Annotated in this window: 21 protein-coding genes and 1 other RNA gene; 6 read left to right on the forward strand and 16 right to left on the reverse strand. The window is 55.8% G+C overall.

The window, feature by feature from the left end; genetic code table 11:
* Positions 1–62: 62 nt before the first annotated feature.
* Positions 63–962 carry a LysR family transcriptional regulator gene (locus RCF31_RS15400; RefSeq protein WP_084877047.1) on the reverse strand — a complete coding sequence of 300 codons (900 nt, stop codon included), beginning with the start codon at positions 960–962 and terminating at the stop codon, positions 63–65.
* 127 nt (positions 963–1,089) lie between these two features.
* On the opposite strand from RCF31_RS15400, the gene RCF31_RS15405 reads away from it, so the two are divergent.
* Entirely contained in the window at positions 1,090–1,791 is a 702-nt protein-coding gene (locus RCF31_RS15405; protein ID WP_416411540.1) for a pirin family protein, read from the forward strand.
* 31 nt (positions 1,792–1,822) lie between these two features.
* Here RCF31_RS15405 and dolP read toward each other — a convergent pair whose 3' ends face one another.
* Genes dolP through RCF31_RS15425 form a run of 4 tightly spaced genes read right to left on the reverse strand, consistent with a single transcriptional unit; the run spans position 1,823 to position 5,428 of the window.
* Positions 1,823–2,395, reverse strand: a complete 573-nt coding sequence (dolP, locus tag RCF31_RS15410) for a division/outer membrane stress-associated lipid-binding lipoprotein (RefSeq protein WP_416411541.1) — start codon at positions 2,393–2,395, stop codon at positions 1,823–1,825.
* Between the two features lie 14 nt (positions 2,396–2,409).
* On the reverse strand, positions 2,410–2,997 hold the full coding sequence (gene diaA / locus RCF31_RS15415) for a DnaA initiator-associating protein DiaA (RefSeq protein ID WP_013510648.1): 588 nt from the start codon (positions 2,995–2,997) through the stop codon (positions 2,410–2,412).
* Positions 2,998–3,011: 14 nt separating this feature from the next.
* Positions 3,012–3,407: a YraN family protein gene (locus tag RCF31_RS15420; protein WP_299458891.1), complete on the reverse strand. Its 396-nt coding sequence runs from the start codon at positions 3,405–3,407 to the stop codon at positions 3,012–3,014.
* Positions 3,365–5,428 (reverse strand): penicillin-binding protein activator, encoded by a 2,064-nt coding sequence (locus RCF31_RS15425; RefSeq protein WP_416411543.1) that lies wholly within the window; start codon positions 5,426–5,428, stop codon positions 3,365–3,367. The genes RCF31_RS15420 and RCF31_RS15425 overlap by 43 nt, the downstream gene beginning before the upstream one ends.
* Positions 5,429–5,490: 62 nt before the next feature.
* On the opposite strand from RCF31_RS15425, the gene rsmI reads away from it, so the two are divergent.
* Both rsmI and rnpB read left to right on the forward strand, forming a co-directional pair.
* Entirely contained in the window at positions 5,491–6,354 is an 864-nt protein-coding gene (gene rsmI / locus RCF31_RS15430) for a 16S rRNA (cytidine(1402)-2'-O)-methyltransferase (RefSeq protein WP_084877029.1), read from the forward strand.
* A 33-nt stretch (positions 6,355–6,387) separates the two neighbouring features.
* An RNA gene (gene rnpB / locus RCF31_RS15435) (RNase P RNA component class A) lies at positions 6,388–6,766 on the forward strand.
* Positions 6,767–6,833: 67 nt separating this feature from the next.
* Here rnpB and RCF31_RS15440 read toward each other — a convergent pair.
* The 10 genes from RCF31_RS15440 to RCF31_RS15485 all read right to left on the reverse strand — a co-directional run bounded on the left by RCF31_RS15440 (position 6,834) and on the right by RCF31_RS15485 (position 13,602).
* Positions 6,834–7,808, reverse strand: coding sequence for a glutathione S-transferase family protein (locus RCF31_RS15440; protein WP_299458897.1), 975 nt, complete (start codon positions 7,806–7,808; stop codon positions 6,834–6,836).
* 74 nt (positions 7,809–7,882) lie between these two features.
* A complete protein-coding gene (locus tag RCF31_RS15445) occupies positions 7,883–8,293 on the reverse strand; it encodes a DoxX family protein (protein WP_299460444.1) in 411 nt (136 codons plus the stop codon).
* Between the two features lie 212 nt (positions 8,294–8,505).
* Entirely contained in the window at positions 8,506–8,790 is a 285-nt protein-coding gene (locus RCF31_RS15450) for a YqjK-like family protein (RefSeq protein ID WP_084877023.1), read from the reverse strand.
* Complete coding sequence (locus RCF31_RS15455) at positions 8,787–9,185, reverse strand: phage holin family protein (RefSeq protein ID WP_208617298.1); 399 nt, start codon at positions 9,183–9,185, stop codon at positions 8,787–8,789. The genes RCF31_RS15450 and RCF31_RS15455 overlap by 4 nt, the downstream gene beginning before the upstream one ends.
* A 2-nt stretch (positions 9,186–9,187) precedes the next feature.
* Positions 9,188–9,493 carry a DUF883 family protein gene (locus RCF31_RS15460; protein ID WP_299458902.1) on the reverse strand — a complete coding sequence of 102 codons (306 nt, stop codon included), beginning with the start codon at positions 9,491–9,493 and terminating at the stop codon, positions 9,188–9,190.
* Between the two features lie 35 nt (positions 9,494–9,528).
* Entirely contained in the window at positions 9,529–9,903 is a 375-nt protein-coding gene (locus RCF31_RS15465; RefSeq protein WP_299458904.1) for a DUF1090 domain-containing protein, read from the reverse strand.
* 174 nt (positions 9,904–10,077) lie between these two features.
* Entirely contained in the window at positions 10,078–10,440 is a 363-nt protein-coding gene (mzrA, locus tag RCF31_RS15470; protein ID WP_299458906.1) for an EnvZ/OmpR regulon moderator MzrA, read from the reverse strand.
* Complete coding sequence (locus tag RCF31_RS15475) at positions 10,440–11,114, reverse strand: DedA family protein (protein ID WP_299458908.1); 675 nt, start codon at positions 11,112–11,114, stop codon at positions 10,440–10,442. Before RCF31_RS15475 ends, mzrA begins: the two co-directional genes overlap by 1 nt.
* 322 nt (positions 11,115–11,436) lie before the next feature.
* A complete protein-coding gene (gene exuR / locus RCF31_RS15480) occupies positions 11,437–12,210 on the reverse strand; it encodes a transcriptional regulator ExuR (RefSeq protein WP_208716562.1) in 774 nt (257 codons plus the stop codon).
* 90 nt (positions 12,211–12,300) lie between these two features.
* A complete protein-coding gene (locus tag RCF31_RS15485; protein ID WP_416413268.1) occupies positions 12,301–13,602 on the reverse strand; it encodes an MFS transporter in 1,302 nt (433 codons plus the stop codon).
* A 396-nt stretch (positions 13,603–13,998) separates the two neighbouring features.
* On the opposite strand from RCF31_RS15485, the gene uxaC reads away from it, so the two are divergent.
* The 3 genes from uxaC to RCF31_RS15500 are packed head-to-tail and all read left to right on the forward strand — an operon-like array spanning position 13,999 to position 18,360.
* A complete protein-coding gene (gene uxaC, locus RCF31_RS15490; RefSeq protein WP_416411544.1) occupies positions 13,999–15,414 on the forward strand; it encodes a glucuronate isomerase in 1,416 nt (471 codons plus the stop codon).
* Positions 15,415–15,416: 2 nt separating this feature from the next.
* The gene (locus RCF31_RS15495) at positions 15,417–16,865 is read left to right on the forward strand and encodes a tagaturonate reductase (RefSeq protein ID WP_416413269.1); all 1,449 of its coding nucleotides are present in this window, start codon (positions 15,417–15,419) and stop codon (positions 16,863–16,865) included.
* Positions 16,866–16,869: 4 nt separating this feature from the next.
* The gene (locus tag RCF31_RS15500) at positions 16,870–18,360 is read left to right on the forward strand and encodes a UxaA family hydrolase (RefSeq protein ID WP_416411545.1); all 1,491 of its coding nucleotides are present in this window, start codon (positions 16,870–16,872) and stop codon (positions 18,358–18,360) included.
* Between the two features lie 92 nt (positions 18,361–18,452).
* Here RCF31_RS15500 and sstT read toward each other — a convergent pair whose 3' ends face one another.
* Entirely contained in the window at positions 18,453–19,688 is a 1,236-nt protein-coding gene (sstT, locus tag RCF31_RS15505; protein WP_416411546.1) for a serine/threonine transporter SstT, read from the reverse strand.
* Positions 19,689–19,710: the final 22 nt, after the last annotated feature.

Raw genomic sequence — 19,710 nt, forward strand, 5'->3', positions numbered from 1 at the left:
CGAAAAGGTCAAAAGAGCGCGATAAATCGCGCCGCTACGAAAAGGTTAATCAGCGAAGCTGATTAGCCTTTCTTCGCCAGCAGGCGCGGGATTTCGCGCAGGCACCAGGCTTTGGCTTCGCCCATGCTGTCGCGTCGCCATGCCATGATGATATCCACTTCACGGGTATATTCCGCACTCACCACGCGCAAACGTCCTTCGGCAATATCCTGCTCCACCAGCGAATAAGGCATAGTCGCCACACCCAGTCCGGCCAGCAGCGCCCGACGTTTATCGTCCATGCTGCTTACTGTCAGACGTTGTTGTTTATCCAGCAGCTGCACAGTCAGCACCGGGCGTTCACGGGCTGTGTCGGCGACGGCAATGCCGCGATATTTGACGCGCGTGACTTCAGACTGCGGTTCGGCTTCCTGATGGATCGGATGATCCGGGCTGGCCACATACACGCTCATCATGCTGTACAACTTACGGGTGTTGATTTCAGTTGAGGCGCGGAAATGCATATCCGGCGCAATCACGATATCGGCCCGGCCCTGCTCCAGCCGCTCCCAGGCACCGGCCAGCACTTCGGTGACCAGTGAAATCTGCGTGTTGGCTTTGTCCGCCAGTTTGGTTACCAGCGGGAACAGGTGTTCAGTCGGCACCAGCGCCTCGGTGACGATGGTGAGGTGGGTTTCCCAGCCACGTGCCAGCGCTTCGGCATCGGTGGTAAGTTTATCGGCAGCTTCGAGCAACACCCGGCCACGTTCCAGCAACATGCGGCCGACATTGGTGAATTTGGTGCGGTGGCCGGAGCGGTCAAACAACACCACATCCAGTTCCTCTTCCAGCTTCTGCATGGTGTAACTCAGGGCAGAAGGTACGCGTCCCAGCTCGTCGGCCGCTGCGGCAAAGCTGCCACGCCGGTCAATAGCATCCATCACACGTAAAGCTTCAAGGGTTAACGCGCGCTCTTTTGCCATGCCGATTCTCTGTCAGGAAATTTGAACATGCCGGGCAGATTAACTGGCTAACAATCCGGCGTCCAGCCTTTTACCATAATCCTATAAATCTGCGGCGTATCATCCCGCAGAGCGTCGGAGGTAAATCATGATGACAACCCGCTGCGCGTCAGCATGTGGCCAGGCCGATTTCGGTTGGTTGCAGGCGCGATACAGCTTCTCATTTGGCCACTATTTTGACCCGAAACTGATGGGCTATGCCTCGTTGCGTGTGCTCAATCAGGAAGTGCTGGCACCCGGTGCAGCCTTCCAGCCACGCACCTATCCGCAGGTTGATGTGCTCAACCTGGTGCTACAGGGGGAGGCTGAGTACCGCGACAGTGACGGTAACCATATCATCGCCCGTGCCGGCGAAGCGCTGCTGCTGGCGGCGCGCCAGGGCGTGAGCTATAGCGAAATCAACCTCAGCAAAGATCAACCGCTGACCAGGATGCAGCTGTGGCTGTCAGCCTGTCCGGAGCGTGAGAATCCGCTGTTGCAGAAAATGGCGTTGCCAGAGCAAACGGCTTTCCTGCTGGCCTCGCCAGATGGCGCAGAAGGTAGCCTGCAACTGCGTCAGCAGGTGTGGGTACATCAGGTGACGCTGGCACCCGGTGAGCAGCACAGCGTGAAGCTGCATGGGCCACGCGCTTATCTGCAATCGATCCACGGTTCGCTTGATGTGCTGGCCAGCAGCAATCATCAGGAAAAACTGAGCTGCGGTGATGGTGCATTTCTGGCGGAAGAACAGCAGATTACGCTACAGGCTAAAACGCCGTTGCGTGCGCTGGTGATTGATATTCCGGTATGAAAAAAGGGCGGCTGATGCCGCCCTTGCAAGGTTATTTCAGAATGGTAAACGCGGTGGTGACGTGCTTCACGCCGCTCACCCGGCTGGCAAGATCGGCCGCCGCTGCCGCTTCCTGCTGTGTCACTAACCCTAACAAAAACACTTCGCCGTTTTCGGTGGTGACTTTCACGTTTGAGGATTTCACCTGATCGCTGCCCAGCAGCTGAGAACGGATTTTGGTGGTGATCCAGGTGTCGCTTGAGGACGTCCCCAGGCTGACTTTCTGGCCGGTACGGATTTCGTTGTAAACCTCGGTGGCACCATCAACGCCCATGGCGATCTGTTTAGCGCGGTTCGACAGATCCGCCGACGGTGACTGACCGGTCAGCAGTACTTTGCCCTGATAGGCCGTCACCACCACGCGTGCCTGGTTTTTGATTTGTGCATCTTTCGCCAGCGCGTTGGTCACACGCAGTTCCAGCGTACCGTCATCAACCTGAGTGCCCACGGTACGTGGGTCAGTGGCGGTTTTGGTCGCAACTGCAGCGCCGCCAGCGACCACGGCAACGCAGCCCTGCAACATCATGGCGGTTAAAAGAATGGCGACAGCGTTCAATGCTTTCATCTTAGCTCCTTCAGTCATTCCTGGTGGGGGAACAAGGTGTTATCGATCAAATCGCACAGGCAATTCAGCGTCAGCATATGCATCTCCTGAATGCGCGCACTGCGATGAGACGGAATGCGAATTTCCACATCGTGCGGGCCGAGCAGCCCGGCCAGCTCACCGCCGTCGTAGCCGGTCAGCGCCACGATGGTCATATCGCGTGTAACCGCAGCTTCCACCGCTTTAATAATGTCGCGGGTGTTGCCACGGGTGGAAATGGCCAGCAGTACATCACCGGCCTGACCAAGCGCTCGTACCTGCTTGGCGTAAATTTCATCGTGCAACCGATCGTTGCCAATTGCCGTCAACATCACGTTGTCGGCACTCAGCGCTAGCGCGGGCAGGCTGGGGCGCTCGGTCTCAAATCGGTTAATCATGCTGGCAGCAAAATGCTGGGCATTGGCCGCTGACGCGCCATTGCCACAGCTCAGGATTTTGTTACCACTCAGCAGCGACTGCACCAGCGTCATGGCCGCACGGGAAATAGCATCCGGCAGCGCCTCGGCGGCAGCGATTTGAGTCTGAATACTTTCGGTAAAACACGCTTTAATTCTGTCCTGCACAAGACCACCTGGTTCTACACATCCGCATGAAAGGCATCGGGCAGCCACTCCAGCTCGTGGCCGGTGATGGCAATGATGTCAAAACGGCAATTCACCGTAGCAAAACTGCCGTTACGTCCCAGCAACCATAGTGCGGCTGCACGGAGTAGCTTTTGTTGTTTCTGACGCGTCACGCTGGCGGCAGCACCGCCAAAACGTGCATTGCGCCGATAGCGCACTTCGACAAATACCCAGCAATCGCCATCCTGCATGATGAGATCAAGCTCACCGATACGGTAACGGACGTTGCTGGCAACCCAGCGCAGCCCGGCGCGCTCCAGATAGCGACGCGCCTGCTGCTCCTGCTCAGCGCCAATGCGCTGGCGGTTTACTGTACCGGAACGATCTGTCCCTGACGATACTGGTTCCATGCCAACTTCCTGTTGATCACGCAATCCGGGGTGGCGCTCAGCTTACCGGTCTTGCCATCAATGGCGAAACCCGGTACCTGACGCATCTGGTTAAAGTGGTTAGCCAGCGTCCAGGCATCAATGCCCATCGCGTACAGGCGCACCAGCGAGTAATCGTTGTTAAACGACTTCGCCGCCTGCTGCATCAGCGCCGGGTTGCTACCTGACAGCAGCGGAATATCGCTGAATTGCAGGCCATCCATCTCCAGACGGAAGTCCGGACCGGCACCGGCCTGGAAGCTGCGCGAGCTGGCATACAGCGCGATATTGCTGCGGCTGCTGGTACGCATCGCAATCATCGGTTTGATCAGCTGCAGTTCATCCTGGCTGGCAACGATATAGACCGAATCAAGGCTGCCACCGCTGGTATCGGTTGCAGGGGGGCTGGTCTGTGGCGCCGGAATGGTTAGCCCGGCAATCGACACGCCCTGCGGCTGGGCCGGTTCAACGATAAGCGGCGTACCACTCAGGTTAATACCGGCACCGCTGTTGATGCCCTGCTTCAGTTCGCCCACTGAACCAAAGCGCTGTTGCAGCACGGTGGAGCCACCCAGCGTCTGCCATTCCTGCGCAAAAGCTTTGCCGACGCGATCGCCGTAGCTGTTACGTGGCAGCAGCAATAATGGCTGGCGTTTACCCTGGTCCCACATATGGTGAGCGGCATCACGCGCTTCGTCTTCAGGAGAAAGCGCAAAGTAACAAATATTCGGATGGTTCTGGATCTGTTCCGGCTCGTTCAGCGCCAGCACGTTAAGCGGCGAATTGCTGTTGGCCACGGTTTCCACGTCGCTTTTCAGCAGCGGACCGACCACGATGGTCGCACCATCCTGCTGTGCCTGCTGCATCACCTGCTGAATCGGCTGGCTGCTGGTGTCGTACACCTTAACCTGGGCGTTGCTGTCGGCTGCACTGGCCGCCGGGGCCGGTGTTGCAGGGGCAGGGGCTGCGGCTGGCTGCTGCGCGTTTTGTTCTGGCGTGACGGCAGCGGCGGCCGGACTGACCACGGCATTATTATCGGCTGGAGCCGCAGGCGTCGCTGCGGGCTGTTGCTGGACGCTGGCATCGCCAGTGGCCGGTGTGGCTGTGGGTTGCGGCTGCGGTGCGGGTGCGGCGGTTAGCACGCCGTTTTTCGCATCGTTAAAGCCTTTCTGAATGGCGTTGGCGAAGATCTGCGCCTGACCATTCAGCGGCAGCAGCAGTGCAATGGTGCTGGTCGAGGCTTTGCTGAAGTTCTGCACCTGGCTTAACGCGGTCGGCAGCGTTTTTGCCGCCGGGTTCACGGGATAACGTGTCTGCCAGTCTTTAATCGCGGCTTTCAGCATCTCCGGGTCCTGGCTGTTGGTATGCCAGGTGTTCAGCAGATCCAGCCAGCCCTGCAAGGTATTTTCGTCGGCGTTGATCACCAGGTTGCTGATCTGATCTTTGGTCATTTGCGTCAGCGCCTGCCAGGTGGCGTCGATATTGCTCTGGTGGTCGGCCCCTTGCAGCAGCGGTTCCTGAGCAATATAGGCGCGTAGCAGTGCCAGCGATGGGCGATTCTGGGCGGCTGCGATTTGCAGACCGTAGAAGCGTGCCTGCTGATCTTGTGACATGCCTGTGGTTTTCAGCTGGCCCAGTAGCTGCTGTGCGCCATTGAAATCCTGCTGACCAATCAGCATCTGCGCACGTAGCAGCTGGAGTTCCTGTTGCTGCACATCCGACAGTTGCTGTGGCAATTGTTTGATCTGATCGCCAGCCTGTGGATACTTTCCTTCCTTCAGCAGGGCACGGATGGCAAGTAATTGCCAGTCGGTCTTGCTATCATCGCTGCTTTGCTGCACCTGCTGCAGATAATAGTCAGAGCGGCCTGTTGCCGGACCCTGAATATTGACGTTAGAAGTTTGCTGCGGTCCCTGGCCGCTACAGGCGGCTAAAATCAATCCAGCAAGAAGAACAGGTACCAGGCGTCCTGCTTTATGACGTACGACTTTTGAAGGAAGCATACTGTATCCAGTGATGTTTTTTTCAAGATGCTCAATATTAAATCGGCAATTCGGATGAAACAATGAAACAACTCGATCGGGCAGACATTTCTGCCAGCACGCTCTATATCGTTCCTACCCCGATCGGTAACCTGGGTGATATTACGCAGCGAGCGTTAACGGTGCTTGCGAGCGTCGATCTGGTCGCTGCGGAAGATACACGTCATACCGGGCTGTTGCTACAACATTTCGCCATCAATGCGCGACTGTTCGCACTTCACGACCACAACGAGCAGCAGAAAGCTGAGGTGCTGCTGGCTAAATTGCAGGAAGGCCAGAGCATTGCGCTGGTTTCCGATGCGGGCACGCCATTAATTAACGATCCTGGCTACCATCTGGTGCGTCGCTGTCGTGAAGCTGGGGTCCGCGTAGTGCCGTTGCCGGGTGCCTGCGCGGCGATTACAGCATTAAGCGCAGCGGGATTACCGTCCGATCGTTTCTGTTACGAAGGGTTTCTGCCCGCCAAAACCAAGGCACGCTGCGATGCACTGCGGGCGTTGGCCCAGGAGCCGCGCACGCTGATTTTCTACGAATCTACCCACCGCTTGATCGATAGTTTACAGGATATGGTGAGCGAGCTGGGGCCGGAACGTTATGTGGTGCTGGCGCGTGAAATCACCAAAACCTGGGAATCGCTGCACGGCGCACCGGTGGCTGAGCTGCTGGCGTGGGTGCTGGAAGATGAAAACCGCCGTAAAGGTGAGATGGTGCTGGTGGTTGAAGGGCATAAGGCGGATGAAGAGGCATTGCCTGCCGAAGCGCTGCGTACCCTGGCGCTGTTGCAGCAGGAGCTGCCATTGAAGAAAGCGGCTGCGCTGACGGCGGAAATCCACGGTGTGAAGAAGAATGCACTGTATCGCTACGCACTCGATCAGCAAGAGGCGTGACAAACGACGTCGGATCGCCTATTATCCCGCGCCGAAGCTGACCAGACAGTCGCCGCTTTGTCGTCGTCCTTCTTCGGAGGGAGACGGGCAGAGGGGAGGAAAGTCCGGGCTCCATAGGGCAGGGTGCCAGGTAACGCCTGGGGGGCGCAAGCCTACGACCAGTGCAACAGAGAGCAAACCGCCGATGGCCCAGTAATGGGATCAGGTAAGGGTGAAAGGGTGCGGTAAGAGCGCACCGCACGGCTGGCAACAGTTCGTGGCACGGTAAACTCCACCCGGAGCAAGGCCAAATAGGGGTTCACAAGGTACGGCCCGTACTGAACCCGGGTAGGCTGCTTGAGCCAGTGAGCGATTGCTGGCCTAGATGAATGACTGTCCAAGACAGAACCCGGCTTATCGGTCAGTTTCGACTCATCAAAAAAGACGCCCGCAGGTGAAAGCCTGTGGGCGTTTTACTTTTTGGGTTTTAAGCTTTGCCGTTAGCCCCGGCCGTGCGGTTCGTTCCAGTCAAACGCAGGTCCCAGTGAAATCACGCCACTCGGATTAATGGTTTTATGGCTGCAATAATAATGATGGCGAATATGCGGCAGGTTCACCGTCTCAGCAATGCCTGGCATCTGGTAAATATCACGCAGAAAGCCGTTGAGGTTGCGGTAATCACTAATACGATGGCGGTCGCATTTAAAGTGGGTCACATAGACCGGGTCAAAACGCACCAGCGTGGTCCACAGTCGCAGGTCAGCCTCGGTTAACTGGTTGCCGGTGAGATAGCGATGCTGACCAAGAATCTGCTCCAGGCGCGCCAGGGAATGAAACAGCGCAGTGACCGACTCATCGTAAGCCGCCTGTGAGGTGGCGAAACCCGATTTATACACGCCATTGTTTACCGTGTCGTAAATCCAGCCGTTCAGCTCATCAATTTGTGGCCGCAACGCTGCTGGATAGTAATCCCCGGCCCGCGCACCCTGCGCATCAAAGGCGCTATTCAGCATGCGGATGATATCGGCGGATTCGTTGCTCACAATGGTGTGCTGATGCTTATCCCACAGCACCGGTACGGTGACGCGTCCACTGTAGTGCGGATCGGCATGCAGATAGAGTTGATACAGATATTCGTTCTGGTACAGCGAATCGCCCGTGGCGTCGGGGAAATCGTCGTCAAAGGTCCAGCCGTTTTCCAGCATCAGCGGATGCACTACCGACACGGAAATCATCTCTTCCAGCCCCTTGAGTTTACGCATCAGCAGGGTGCGATGCGCCCACGGGCAGGCGAGTGAAACATATAAATGATAGCGATCACGTTCGGCGGCAAAACCGGCGTTGCCGGTAGGGCCTGCGCTGCCATCGGCGGTGACCCAGTTGCGCCATACCGCTTCTGTGCGTTTGAAGCGGCCACCGGTTGACTTCGTATCATACCAGGTGTCATGCCAGACACCGTCAATCAGTTGTCCCATAAGCCCTCCATAAAAAAATGGGGCGAGGAATATCCTCGCCCCTTTTCAGTATATGCTGCGTTCAGCTTGCGCGCTTAGCGTGCGGTTGCCGGCTGCAAACGCTGACGAATCACGCGGTCGATGCTGTAAGCACCTGGACCCACCAGACCCAGCACCAGGAAGCCACCTGCGATTGACAGGTTTTTCATAAACATCAGCTGGTTAACACCTTCTGCGAAGTTGCTGTGGAACAGGAACGCGGTCAGGATGGTGAAGCCCGCAGTAAATAACGCGGTGAAGCGGGTCAGGAAACCAAACAGAATTGCCAGACCACCACCCAGTTCGAGCAGAATGACCAGCGGCAGCAGGAAGCCCGGCACGCCCATAGATTGCATGTACTGTGCGGTACCCGCGTAACCGGTGAGTTTACCCCAGCCTGCGGTGATAAACAGAATGGTCATAAGAACGCGTGCCAGCAACAGGCCTGAATCTTCGAATTTTTTCATCATCTACTCCAACAAGGATTTTGTTGCAGGTTGTTGACCTGCAGGGACTTATTCCCGCCGAATAACGTGTGGCAATTCATTGGGCTGATGGCTGAAGATGATAATCGCGGTCTGGAAAGGTTGTAAGCGAGATAAACTGTCGATGTTATTCAGGAATTCTGAAAAAGAAGGAGGCGGACCTGAAAAAAGGTCCGTTGAGGGAAGAGGTTAATTTAGCGTGGCGGCAGGGCGGATTTGATCATCCGCCAGGTGCTCCACAGGCCAAATCCGCGTTTTGCCCAACGCAACAGGCGATTAGGGCTGCGGATCGACCAAATCGCCAGTGCGCTGCTGCCAATCGCCAGATAACGTCGCAGGCTGAGGAAAGTGAGCCAGCCACGATCATAGTGCGCAGTACCTTCCAGCCAGTCACGACGCGCAGCGCTCAGATCCAGGCGCTGCTGCTGCACCTGGTTAAGCAAGGCGTGAATACGTGCTTCGCGCTCGCGGCGGCTCATGAGCGATGCTCCTCCAGCAGTTGGCGATCGGTTTCCAGCTCTTTACGCGTATGGCGCAGCAGCGTGGACTGGCGTGATTTACGTAGCGTCCAGAGACCAAAAATCAGCGCCAGCAGGAACAGCACAGCAGTGGTAATGGCAATCGCCATCAGCCGATATTGCGCATCTACCGCCCAGATGATCAGCACCATCAGGCTCATTAAACCGAAGGCGGTAAACAGCATGGTCAAACCCACCATCATCAGCATCTGAATCAGGTTGGCTTTTTCCTCTTCCAGTTCCACCACTGCAAGCCGGATGCGTGTCTCAACGATGCTGACCAGCGTGGTGACAATACGCTGGCCAATGTTGATGACCCCTTTGCCTGGGCCGTGGCTTTGCTGACTGTCACTCATCATTAACGCCGTGAAATCAGAATGCCGATGATCACGCCCACCGCTGCACCGATACCCACGCCGTGCCACGGATTTTCGCGCACGTAATCATCCGCTTTATGTGCCGCCTCACGGGTTGATTGCGCCAGGCGCTCACCCGATTCACCCAGGCGTTCACGCGAGTTATCCAGCGCTTCACGCGCTTTCTGACGCAGTTTATCCAGCTCAGTTTTCGATTTTTCACCGGTGTTGCTCAGAACCTCTTCCAGCGTATCTGCCAGGTTTTTCAGTTCCGCACGTAAATGTTCTGATGTTGTTTCTTTAGCCATAATAATCTCCATTTACATCATAAAGTTATATCCGATTAGTAGCGCTCAGCTTCGAGCTGTTTCAGCTCGTGCTGTGCCTCTTCCAGCTTGCGCTCGCGTTTTGCAATCTTCTCTTTGTCATTACCTTTCTGGCGTTCTTCTTTCAGCTCATGCTCTCGTTCCGCCACATCATGCTTTTGCGCTTCAATACGTTCATGATGCGCTGCCTTTAGTTTCTCATCGGTGCAGCTGGCGCGGACTTCGGTCAGTGCACGCTCCAGCCCGTTCACGCGGCGCTGGTTATTATGTTGCTTTGCCATACCGATTTCGTGCTGAATATCCTGCTCCTTTTGCTGACACAGTGACTCTGCTGCCAACAGTGAGCCGGAGAGGGAGAAGAGAACAGCACCCAGGAGTAATTGACGTTTCATCAGGTAAATCCCTTCCATTGTGAATGACCTGCCGCAAACCGGGCAGGAGAGGCATCCCAGCTTGTCTTGTGCTCACGCTACCTTTAAGAATAGACAGCAGATGAAAAAATTCAAAGAAGACGCGGGGATAGCGAGGGTGAAGAGAGCGCCTGAGGTGTAAACAGGCAACATTGCTTAGCTATAAGTCGGACGGTTGGCGTCCTGATTCTGCTGTGAGGCCTGGTGCCCCGCAGCCACGACAAAGCCTTGTGGCAACAGACGACGTAACACTTTTTGTGCCGCCAGACTCTGTTCTTCGTTTTCGAAGTGAATCACCAGCGCATCGCCAGAGGGCGTAATGCTTTTGATGCGTACGCCCTGGGCAGAAAGTTGCTGATAGAGATAGAAGCCATCTGGCAGCGCCGTGCCGTTATGGGCGACGCGGATTTTTACCACGGTTTCATGGTTGAGTAATGCCGGAGCAAGGGTTAACGCCAGCAGTGCCAGTGCACCACCCAGCAGCCACGGCAGCAGGCGTTTGGGAATCAGATTTTTCATTACTGTGATTTCCCGTTTTGATCAGACTGACGTTTACGCCACAGCACCACCAGTGAACCCACCAGACCGATCACCAGCAGTACCAGCGGCAGCATCATCAGGCAGAACATCAGTTCATCTTCGTAACGACGGAAAATCGGCGTTTTGCCGAGCGCAAACCCCAGCACGGTCAGAATCAGCACCCACAGCAGACCACTCACCCAGTTGAAGAACTGAAAACGTGCATTGCTGAGACCGGATAACCCGGCGATGGTGGGCAGCAGGGTACGCACAAACGCAATAAAGCGGCCAATCAGCAGAGCGGAAAGCCCATGACGGTGGAACAGGCTGTGCGCGCGCTGATGATATTGCGCGGGCAGATGCGAGAGCCATTTTTGTACCGTGGGCGTATTGCCGAGCCAGCGCCCCTGAATATAGCTGACCCAGCAGCCGAGGCTGGCACCGGTGGTCAACACCAGCAGGGTAAGGGGGAAGCTCATGGTGCCTTTCGATATCAGTACGCCAACCAGAATCAGCAGACTGTCACCAGGCAGAAAAGCAGCGGGCAGCAGGCCATTCTCAAGGAATAAAATCATGAACAGCACGCCATAAATGGCCCACACCAGCGTCGGGTCGGAGAGGGTTTCATAATCCTGCTGCCATAAGGCATGCAGTAATGCCTGCAAAATATCCATCAATCGGTCCTGAACATCATTGTTAAACGTGCCCATCGGGCTGGAGCACAAGCTGGCGATTTGGTTATGCGTTTTAGGAGCACAGCTGAGCCGGATTTTCCGGATCCTTCCAGAATTGATTGTTAAATCAGCAACTTTTTAATGCCCTGTCGCAAAGGGTAAGAAAAGGGCGATAACTGTAACAAAAATCATAAATCTGAGACAGTAGAAAGTACCCATTGCACAGGAGTTTTACCTTTTGACGCAGCTGGTCAAAAGGAGCTTTACATGAGCTGACACTATTGCAGATTAACTGACTTAACCGCCTGGAAATCCAGCAGAATCAACGGGAATTGTCAGTACCTTCCGGCAGGATGACCGGATTTTCAGCAAACATGTAACGGTCAACATTGAACTCAAAATCGTCTGCGGTAGCGTTGAACAGCATCTGTTTAGTATTTTCCAGATGTTGCCACATAGCCAGCTTGCTGGCGGCGGGATCTTTGCGGATTAGTGCTTTCAGGATCTGGTCGTGATCGTCGCACCAGCTGAGGATGTTGCGCTGATCAATATGCTCATGCAGCTTCAGCCAGTAGGGGTTATGCAGGCGATGCAGCCACATTTTCTCGACGATTGCGGCTAAAGCACTGTTTTGCGTGGATTGGGCGATGCGGACATGGAACTGCATGTCCCATTCGGAATCGCGGAAATGGTCTTCCTGACGTGCTTTTTCCTGAATTGCCATCAGTGCGATGATGTCCTGGCGTGTCACCTGGGTGGCGGCAAATTCTGCCACATTACTTTCAATCAGCTGGCGGGCCTGGAGCAGTTCAAACGGGCCAAAACTGGCAAATTCCAGCTGGCTGGAAGTGACAATCCGGTTCTGCTGCTGGCTGGCAATGACATGAATACCGGAACCCTTACGCACTTCCACGTAGCCTTCCACTTCCAGCATGATGATGGCTTCACGCACCACGGTGCGACTCACCTGCATCTCTTCGGCGATCAAGCGCTCGGCTGGCAGTTTTTCACCCACCGGGTATTCACCGGCTTCGATGCGGCGTTTCAGCTCGCTGGCCAGTTGCTGATAAAGGCGACGGGATTCGGTCAGGTCCATGGCACGGTTCCGTATTGCGACAAAAGTTGAGTTGTTATACCACTTCAGCCGGACGGAAGAAATGGGCTGGCTCACACCAGCCCGGGGAGATTAACTGCGAGCGGCTGCCGCTTGCGCCGGAACAGTGCTTTCCAGCTCGGAAACCGGTTTATTTTTCAATACGGTCCAGATCACCACTGCGCCGATCAGGTCAAATACCGCCAGAGCGGCGAACAGCGGGCTGAATCCCAGCGTATCGGCCAGCGCACCGACGACCAGAGCAAACAAGGTACTGGCAGTCCATGCGGCCATACCTGTCAGACCGTTGGCGGTCGCCACTTCATTACGACCAAATACGTCGGATGACAGGGTGATCAACGCACCGGACAGTGCCTGATGGGCAAAGCCGCCGATACACAGCAAACCAATCGCCACGTACGGGCTGGTAAACAGGCCGATGGTGCCGGGGCCGATCATCAGCACCGCGCCCATGGTCACCACCAGCTTACGTGAAACGATCAGATTGACGCCGAACACGCGCTGAAAAAACGGCGGCAGATAACCGCCGATAATGCAGCCAAAATCGGCAAACAGCATTGGCATCCAGGCAAACAGCGCAATTTCCTTCAGGTTGAAGCCGTACACCTTGAACATAAACAGGGGAATCCAGGCATTGAAGGTACCCCAGGCCGGTTCGGCGAGAAAACGCGGCAGGGCAATGCCCCAGAACTGACGGTTACGCAGAATCTGACCCACCGACATTTTGCTGCTGTTACCGGTCTGATGCTGGACTTCCTGGCCGGCAATAATGTAGTGGCGCTCTTCTTCACTCAGTTTGTTCTGCTGCTTCGGATGCTTATAAAACACCAGCCAGCACAGTGCCCAGATCATGCTCAACACGCCGGTGATGATAAACGCCATCTCCCAGCTATGCGCCACGATGGCCCACACCACCAGAGGCGGCGCCAGCATGGCACCAATTGATGAGCCGACGTTGAAATAGCCCACCGCCACGGAGCGTTCTTTGGCCGGGAACCATTCGCTGCTGGCTTTTAATCCCGCCGGGATCATCGCCGCTTCGGCGGCACCCACGGCACCTCGTGCCAGGGCAAAACCGCCCCAACTACCGGCAAACGCTGTGGCGGCGCAGAAGATGGCCCAGAGTATGGCAAATACGGCATAACCCACTTTGGTACCCAGCATGTCCAGGACATACCCGGCGACCGGCTGCATCACCGTATAGCAGGCTGAATAGGCAGCGACGATATATGAATATTGCTGAGTGGTGATGTGCAGCTGAGTGGCCAGTGTGGGTGCAGCTACGGCAATGGTATTACGCGTCAGGTAACCAAGCACGGTGCCCATCGTCACCAGCCCAATCATGTACCAGCGTAGCCCTTTAATCTTACGCATCATTAACCTCTTCCAGTTTGTCGTTGCGGCTTTGCCGCTGTAGTTATCTGGAGCGGGACTGCACGTGATACAGCTCTCTTCACGCCCGCAGGCGCACAAACTGCCGCCTTATTTCCTTGCCTGTGCCATCGGTCTGGCATTGATGGAGCGGAGATTAACTTGTTATACAACTTTAAAAGTTGAGAGCTATCACAAAAACCCTTAAAGCTGTGTGTGATACTGTTATACAACGTAATAACAGCCATTTAGCGGCATTGGTGCGGCTTTTTTGTCCATATCCACACTAAAAAGCTGTCATTAATGTGAGGTTTATCGCAAAGAATTTTGCCGTTTACTAAAATTGGTATGATAACTTTGTGTCATTAGCCGACAGGCTACAAAAATGAGGAAGCAGGTATGCCGCGTTTTATGAGTGAGGATTTTTTACTGGAAAGCGAATTTGCGCGTCGTCTCTATCATGACTACGCCAAAGACCAGCCGATTTTCGATTATCACTGCCATCTGCCGCCACAGCAGATCGCCGAAAACTACCGCTTTACTAACCTCTATGACATCTGGTTGAAAGGTGACCACTACAAGTGGCGAGCGATGCGTGCCAATGGCGTACCGGAAGCCCTGTGCACCGGTAACGCCAGCGACCGCGAAAAATTTAACGCCTGGGCGCGCACCGTGCCGCACACCATTGGTAATCCGCTCTATCACTGGACGCATCTCGAACTGCGTCGTCCGTTCGGCATCACCGATGTTCTGCTGTCTGAGCAGACGGCAGACCGAATCTGGGACAGCTGCAACGCACTGCTGGCACAGGATGCGTTCAGCGCCCGCGGCATCATGCAACAGATGAAGGTCAAAATGGTCGGCACCACTGACGATCCGCTCGACGACCTGCGCCATCACCACGCGCTGGCGCAGGACAAAAGTTTTAACGTCAAAGTGCTGCCGAGCTGGCGTCCGGACAAAGCCTTTAATATCGAGCTGGACACCTTCCTGCCGTGGATCCAGCGTCTGGAGCAGGTAGCGGATGTCAGCGTGCAGCGTTTCGACGATCTGCGCCGCGCCTTAAGCAAACGTCTCGATCACTTCGCCGCCCACGGTTGCAAAGTTTCTGACCACGCGCTGGATGTGGTGGTGTATGCCGAAGCGGATGAGGCCACCCTCGATAGCATTCTGGCACGTCGTTTACAGGGTAGTGCTCCGTCGGCAGAGGAAACCGCGCAGTTCAGAACGGCGGTACTGGTGTGGCTGGGCAGCGAATATGCCCGTCGCGGCTGGGCGCAGCAGTATCACATTGGTGCCTTGCGTAACGCCAACCACCATCACTTCAAACTGCTGGGACCGGATACCGGCTTTGACTCCATCAACGATGCGCCGCTGGCGATCCCGCTGGCTCGCCTGCTGGATGCACAGAACCGCCAGAATGCGTTGCCGAAAACCATCCTGTATGGCCTGAACCCGCGCGATAACGAAGTGCTGGCGACCATGGCCGGGAATTTCCAGGGTGAAGGCGAGCCGGGCAAGATGCAGTTTGGTTCTGCGTGGTGGTTTAACGATCAGCTGGATGGCATGCAACGTCAGATGACCCAACTGGCGCAGATTGGCCTGCTCAGCCGTTTTGTCGGCATGCTGACAGACAGCCGCAGCTTCCTGTCTTACACCCGCCACGAATATTTCCGCCGTCTGCTGTGCCAGATGATTGGCAACTGGGTAGAACGCGGTGAAGCACCCGCAGACGAAGCGCTGCTGGGACAGATGGTACAAAACATCTGCTTTAACAATGCGCGTGACTATTTCGGCATAGAGTTAGGAGCCTGATGATGCAGCGGCTTAACCGTCACGATTTTCCCGGCGCTCACTATACCGATCGCGTCATTCAGTTCGGGGAAGGTAATTTCCTGCGCGCCTTTATCGACTGGCAGCTTGACTGGCTGAATGAACATCAGGGCACCGATGCGGGTGTGGTGGTGGTGCGGCCGCGCAACAGGGAAGTGCAGGATTCACTGAATCAGCAGGATGGATTGTATACCACGCTGATTCGCGGGCTGAATGCGGCGGGTGAACAGGTCAGCGAAACCCGCCTGATTCGCAGCCTGAACCGTGAAATTCAGCCTTATCAGCAGTTTGACGATTTCCTCGCACTGGCACGCAATCCGCAGATGCGTTTTGTCTTTTCGAATACCACCGAAGCCGGTATCGCGTTTGCTGAGCAGGACCAACTGGACGATGCGCCAGCCTCCTCTTTTCCCGGCAAACTGACCCAGCTGCTGTGGGCGCGTTACCTGCATTTTTCCGGAGCCGCCGATAAAGGCTGGTTGATCGTTCCCTGTGAGTTGATTGATTACAACGGCGATACGCTGCGCGAGCTGGTGCTGCGCTATGCCGAACACTGGCAACTGCCCGAGGCGTTTACCCGTTGGGTCCAGCAGCATTGCGCGTTTTATAACACCCTGGTGGACCGCATCGTCACCGGTTTTCCGGCCGACTCAGATCAAATTGCTGCCCAACTGGGCTACGAAGATCGTTTCCTGGTGGCGGGCGAGGTGTATTACCAGTTCGTGATTCAGGGGCCGGATGCGCTGGCGCGGGAGCTGAAGCTGGCGGCGCTGGCACCGGAAGTACGACTGGTTGACGACATCACGCCTTATAAAGCGCAGAAAGTGGCGATCCTCAATGGCGCGCATACGGCGATGGTGCCGGTGGCGTTTCAGGCGGGTCTGGAGAGCGTGGGCGAGGCGATGAATGATGCACAGATCGCCAGCTTCGTTGATGAATTGCTGCGTAAGGAAGTGATCCCGACGCTCGACCTGCCGCCTGCGGAGCTGCATGCCTTTGCCGACGCGGTACAGCGTCGTTTCCGCAATCCCTTTATTCGCCATGCGCTGCTGTCGATTGCGCTGAACGGCATGACCAAATTCCGCACCCGGATTCTGCCACAGCTGTTGCTGGCGCAGCAAAATCAGGGCAGCTGGCCTCCACGTCTGACCTTTGCCTTTGCGGCATTGCTGGCGTTTTATCGTGGCAAACAGGGCGATAAAAGCTGGCCGCTGCAGGACGATGCCCACTGGCTGCAACGTTTTGCTGAGCTGTGGCCTGCGTTGGAAGCGGATCAGCAAACCCCGGAGCAACTGGTGCGTGCGGTACTGAGCGACGCCAGCCACTGGGGCGAAGATTTAACCCGGCAGCCAGGATTGGTGGCTGCGGTAAGCCATCACCTGCAAAACATCATCGTTCACGGGATGCGGACGGCGCTGATACAACTGAGATAACGCTATGCAAGATGCGATAAGAATACATTCACGTGATAACGTCGCCGTGGCGTTGCGCGATTTGGAAGCTCATACCCAGGTTGAAATCAATAACGTGCGTGTTGAGTTGCAGCAGGCGGTAGGACGCGGGCATAAATTTGCCCTGCAACCGCTGGCAATCGATGCGCTGGTGATCAAATACGGATTACCCATCGCCCATGCCACAGTGCCGATCGCCGCAGGCGAAATTATCCATTCACAGAACGCCCGTACCAATCTGAGCGATCTGGATGAATATGATTACCAGCCTGATTTTATTGCGTTACCGCCGCAGGCCGGGGATCGCGAGGTACAAGTATATCGGCGCGCCAATGGTGAAGTGGGGATCCGCAATGAACTGTGGATCCTGCCGACTGTTGGCTGCGTTAACGGTATTGCCCGGCAGATCCTGCAACGTTTCCTGAAAGAGACGGATGATGCGGCAGGGATCGACGGCGTGCATCTGTTCAGCCATCCGTTTGGCTGTTCGCAGCTGGGCCAGGATCATGCAAACACCCGTACCATGTTGCAGAACATGGTACGACACCCCAACGCAGGGGCGGTGCTGGTGATTGGCCTCGGTTGCGAGAACAATCAGGTTGATGTGTTCCGCGACACGCTGGGCGGCTTCGACAGCGATCGTGTGCAGTTTATGGTGTGTCAGCAGCAGGATGATGAAGTCGAAGCGGGGCTGGAGCGGCTGCATGCGTTATATAACGTGATGCGTCACGACCAGCGTCAGCCGGGCAAGCTGAGCGAATTAAAATTTGGGCTTGAGTGTGGTGGGTCCGATGGCTTTTCTGGCATCACCGCCAACCCGATGCTGGGGCGTTTCTCCGATCAGATGATTGCCAATGGTGGCACCACAGTGCTGACCGAAGTACCGGAGATGTTTGGTGCAGAGCGCATTCTGATGAGCCGCTGCCGGGATGAGTCCACCTTTGATAAAACCGTGGCGATGATTAACGACTTCAAACGTTACTTTATCGATCACCAACAGCCGATTTACGAGAACCCCTCACCGGGCAATAAAGCCGGGGGCATTACCACGTTAGAGGAGAAATCGCTGGGCTGTACGCAGAAAGCCGGGCAGAGCCAGGTGGTGGATGTGCTGAAATATGGCGAGCGGCTGAAAACGCCGGGTCTGAATCTGTTGAGCGCCCCGGGCAATGATGCGGTCGCCACCAGCGCACTGGCGGGAGCAGGCTGCCATATGGTGCTGTTCACGACGGGGCGGGGTACGCCTTATGGTGGCTTTGTCCCGACGGTGAAAATTGCCACCAATACGCAACTGGCGGAGAAGAAGCCCCACTGGATTGATTTTAATGCCGGACGGCTGATTGAAGGCATGAGCATGGAGGCGATGCTGGCGGATTTTGTCGACATGATTGTCGCCATTGCCAACGGTAAACCCAGCCGTAATGAAGCCAATGATTTCCGTGAGTTAGCGATTTTTAAAAGCGGCGTCACGTTGTAAGCCAGTAATCAACCGTAGCGGCGCGATTTATCGCGCGTAGTTAGCAGGCTAAAAACCCGCGCGATAAATCGCGCCGCTACGGGATGTGTCAATTATGCTGTCGTGCTGGCTGAACGCTCCGCTTCGGCCTGACACACCGCTGCGGTAAACAGAATATCCGTTGAGGAGTTCAGTGCGGTTTCGGCAGAATCCTGCAGCACACCGATAATGAAACCGACCGCTACTACCTGCATTGCCAGGTCATTGGGAATACCAAACATATTGCAGGCGACCGGAATCAGCAGCAACGAACCACCGGCGACACCAGAAGCTCCACAGGCGCACAGCGAGGCCACCAGGCTAAGCAAAATCGCGGTGGGCACATCGACAGAAATCCCCAGCGTATGCACAGCAGCCAGCGTCAGCACGGTGATGGTGATTGACGCCCCCGCCATACTGATCGTGGCACCCAGCGGAATCGAGACGGAATAGGTGTCTTCATCGAGACCCAGACGTTTTGCCAGCGCCATATTCACCGGAATATTGGCTGCCGAACTGCGGGTGAAGAAGGCGGTGACGCCACTTTCACGCATGCAGGTGAAGACCAGCGGGTAGGGATTACGGCGGATTTTGTTAAACACCAGCAGCGGGTTAACCACCAGCGCCATCAGCAGCATACAGCCGATCAACAATGACAGCAGGCTGGCATATTCCCACAACGGATCAAAACCGGTTGAAGCCAGAATCGACGCCACCAGGCCAAAAATCCCCAGCGGGGCGCAACGGATCACACAGCGTACCACCCAGGTGGCGGCATTCGAGGCATCGTTGAGAAAGGCTTTGCTGCTCGGGCTGGCATGACGAAACGCCAGACCCAGGCCCAGTGCCCACACCAGAATGCCGATGTAATTGGCGTTCATCAGAGCATCAATCGGGTTCGACACCATGCTCATCAGCAGGCCATGTAACACCTCGGCAATACCAGAGGGTGGGGTGATTTCGGTCTTGCCGACGTTCATCGACAGCATCTGTGGGAACAGGTGGCTGAACACCACTGCAACGATGGCCGCGAAAAACGTGCTCAGCAGATACAGCATGATAATCGGGCGGATATTGGTTTTTTGCCCTTGCTGGTGATTGGCAATCGACGAGATCACCAGTACCAGTACCAGCAGCGGAGCCACTGCTTTCAGGGCGCGAACGAACAGCTCACCCAGCAGGCCAACGGCCAGCGCCGCATCGCGCGAAAACCAGGCCAGTGCCACACCGGCAATCAGTCCCAGCATAATTTGTTTTACCAGGCTGCCTGCGAACAGCGCGCCGAGTCGTCCAATGATGTTTGTTTGCATATCACGATCTTTTTATATGTCG

Source organism: Pantoea sp. App145, from assembly GCF_047947045.1.
In the GTDB taxonomy this organism is placed as follows: domain Bacteria; phylum Pseudomonadota; class Gammaproteobacteria; order Enterobacterales; family Enterobacteriaceae; genus Pantoea.

What these genes read in the sequence shown, in the direction of transcription:
- RCF31_RS15400 (WP_084877047.1), bottom strand. Translation starts at nt 962, where the DNA reads ATGGCAAAAGAGCGCGCGTTAACCCTTGAAGCTTTACGTGTGATGGAT.
- RCF31_RS15405 (WP_416411540.1), top strand. Translation starts at nt 1,090, where the DNA reads ATGATGACAACCCGCTGCGCGTCAGCATGTGGCCAGGCCGATTTCGGT.
- dolP (WP_416411541.1), bottom strand. Translation starts at nt 2,395, where the DNA reads ATGAAAGCATTGAACGCTGTCGCCATTCTTTTAACCGCCATGATGTTG.
- RCF31_RS15420 (WP_299458891.1), bottom strand. Translation starts at nt 3,407, where the DNA reads ATGGAACCAGTATCGTCAGGGACAGATCGTTCCGGTACAGTAAACCGC.
- RCF31_RS15425 (WP_416411543.1), bottom strand. Translation starts at nt 5,428, where the DNA reads ATGCTTCCTTCAAAAGTCGTACGTCATAAAGCAGGACGCCTGGTACCT.
- rsmI (WP_084877029.1), top strand. Translation starts at nt 5,491, where the DNA reads ATGAAACAACTCGATCGGGCAGACATTTCTGCCAGCACGCTCTATATC.
- RCF31_RS15440 (WP_299458897.1), bottom strand. Translation starts at nt 7,808, where the DNA reads ATGGGACAACTGATTGACGGTGTCTGGCATGACACCTGGTATGATACG.
- RCF31_RS15445 (WP_299460444.1), bottom strand. Translation starts at nt 8,293, where the DNA reads ATGAAAAAATTCGAAGATTCAGGCCTGTTGCTGGCACGCGTTCTTATG.
- RCF31_RS15450 (WP_084877023.1), bottom strand. Translation starts at nt 8,790, where the DNA reads ATGAGCCGCCGCGAGCGCGAAGCACGTATTCACGCCTTGCTTAACCAG.
- RCF31_RS15455 (WP_208617298.1), bottom strand. Translation starts at nt 9,185, where the DNA reads ATGAGTGACAGTCAGCAAAGCCACGGCCCAGGCAAAGGGGTCATCAAC.
- RCF31_RS15460 (WP_299458902.1), bottom strand. Translation starts at nt 9,493, where the DNA reads ATGGCTAAAGAAACAACATCAGAACATTTACGTGCGGAACTGAAAAAC.
- RCF31_RS15465 (WP_299458904.1), bottom strand. Translation starts at nt 9,903, where the DNA reads ATGAAACGTCAATTACTCCTGGGTGCTGTTCTCTTCTCCCTCTCCGGC.
- mzrA (WP_299458906.1), bottom strand. Translation starts at nt 10,440, where the DNA reads ATGAAAAATCTGATTCCCAAACGCCTGCTGCCGTGGCTGCTGGGTGGT.
- RCF31_RS15475 (WP_299458908.1), bottom strand. Translation starts at nt 11,114, where the DNA reads ATGGATATTTTGCAGGCATTACTGCATGCCTTATGGCAGCAGGATTAT.
- exuR (WP_208716562.1), bottom strand. Translation starts at nt 12,210, where the DNA reads ATGGACCTGACCGAATCCCGTCGCCTTTATCAGCAACTGGCCAGCGAG.
- RCF31_RS15485 (WP_416413268.1), bottom strand. Translation starts at nt 13,602, where the DNA reads ATGCGTAAGATTAAAGGGCTACGCTGGTACATGATTGGGCTGGTGACG.
- uxaC (WP_416411544.1), top strand. Translation starts at nt 13,999, where the DNA reads ATGCCGCGTTTTATGAGTGAGGATTTTTTACTGGAAAGCGAATTTGCG.
- RCF31_RS15495 (WP_416413269.1), top strand. Translation starts at nt 15,417, where the DNA reads ATGCAGCGGCTTAACCGTCACGATTTTCCCGGCGCTCACTATACCGAT.
- RCF31_RS15500 (WP_416411545.1), top strand. Translation starts at nt 16,870, where the DNA reads ATGCAAGATGCGATAAGAATACATTCACGTGATAACGTCGCCGTGGCG.
- sstT (WP_416411546.1), bottom strand. Translation starts at nt 19,688, where the DNA reads ATGCAAACAAACATCATTGGACGACTCGGCGCGCTGTTCGCAGGCAGC.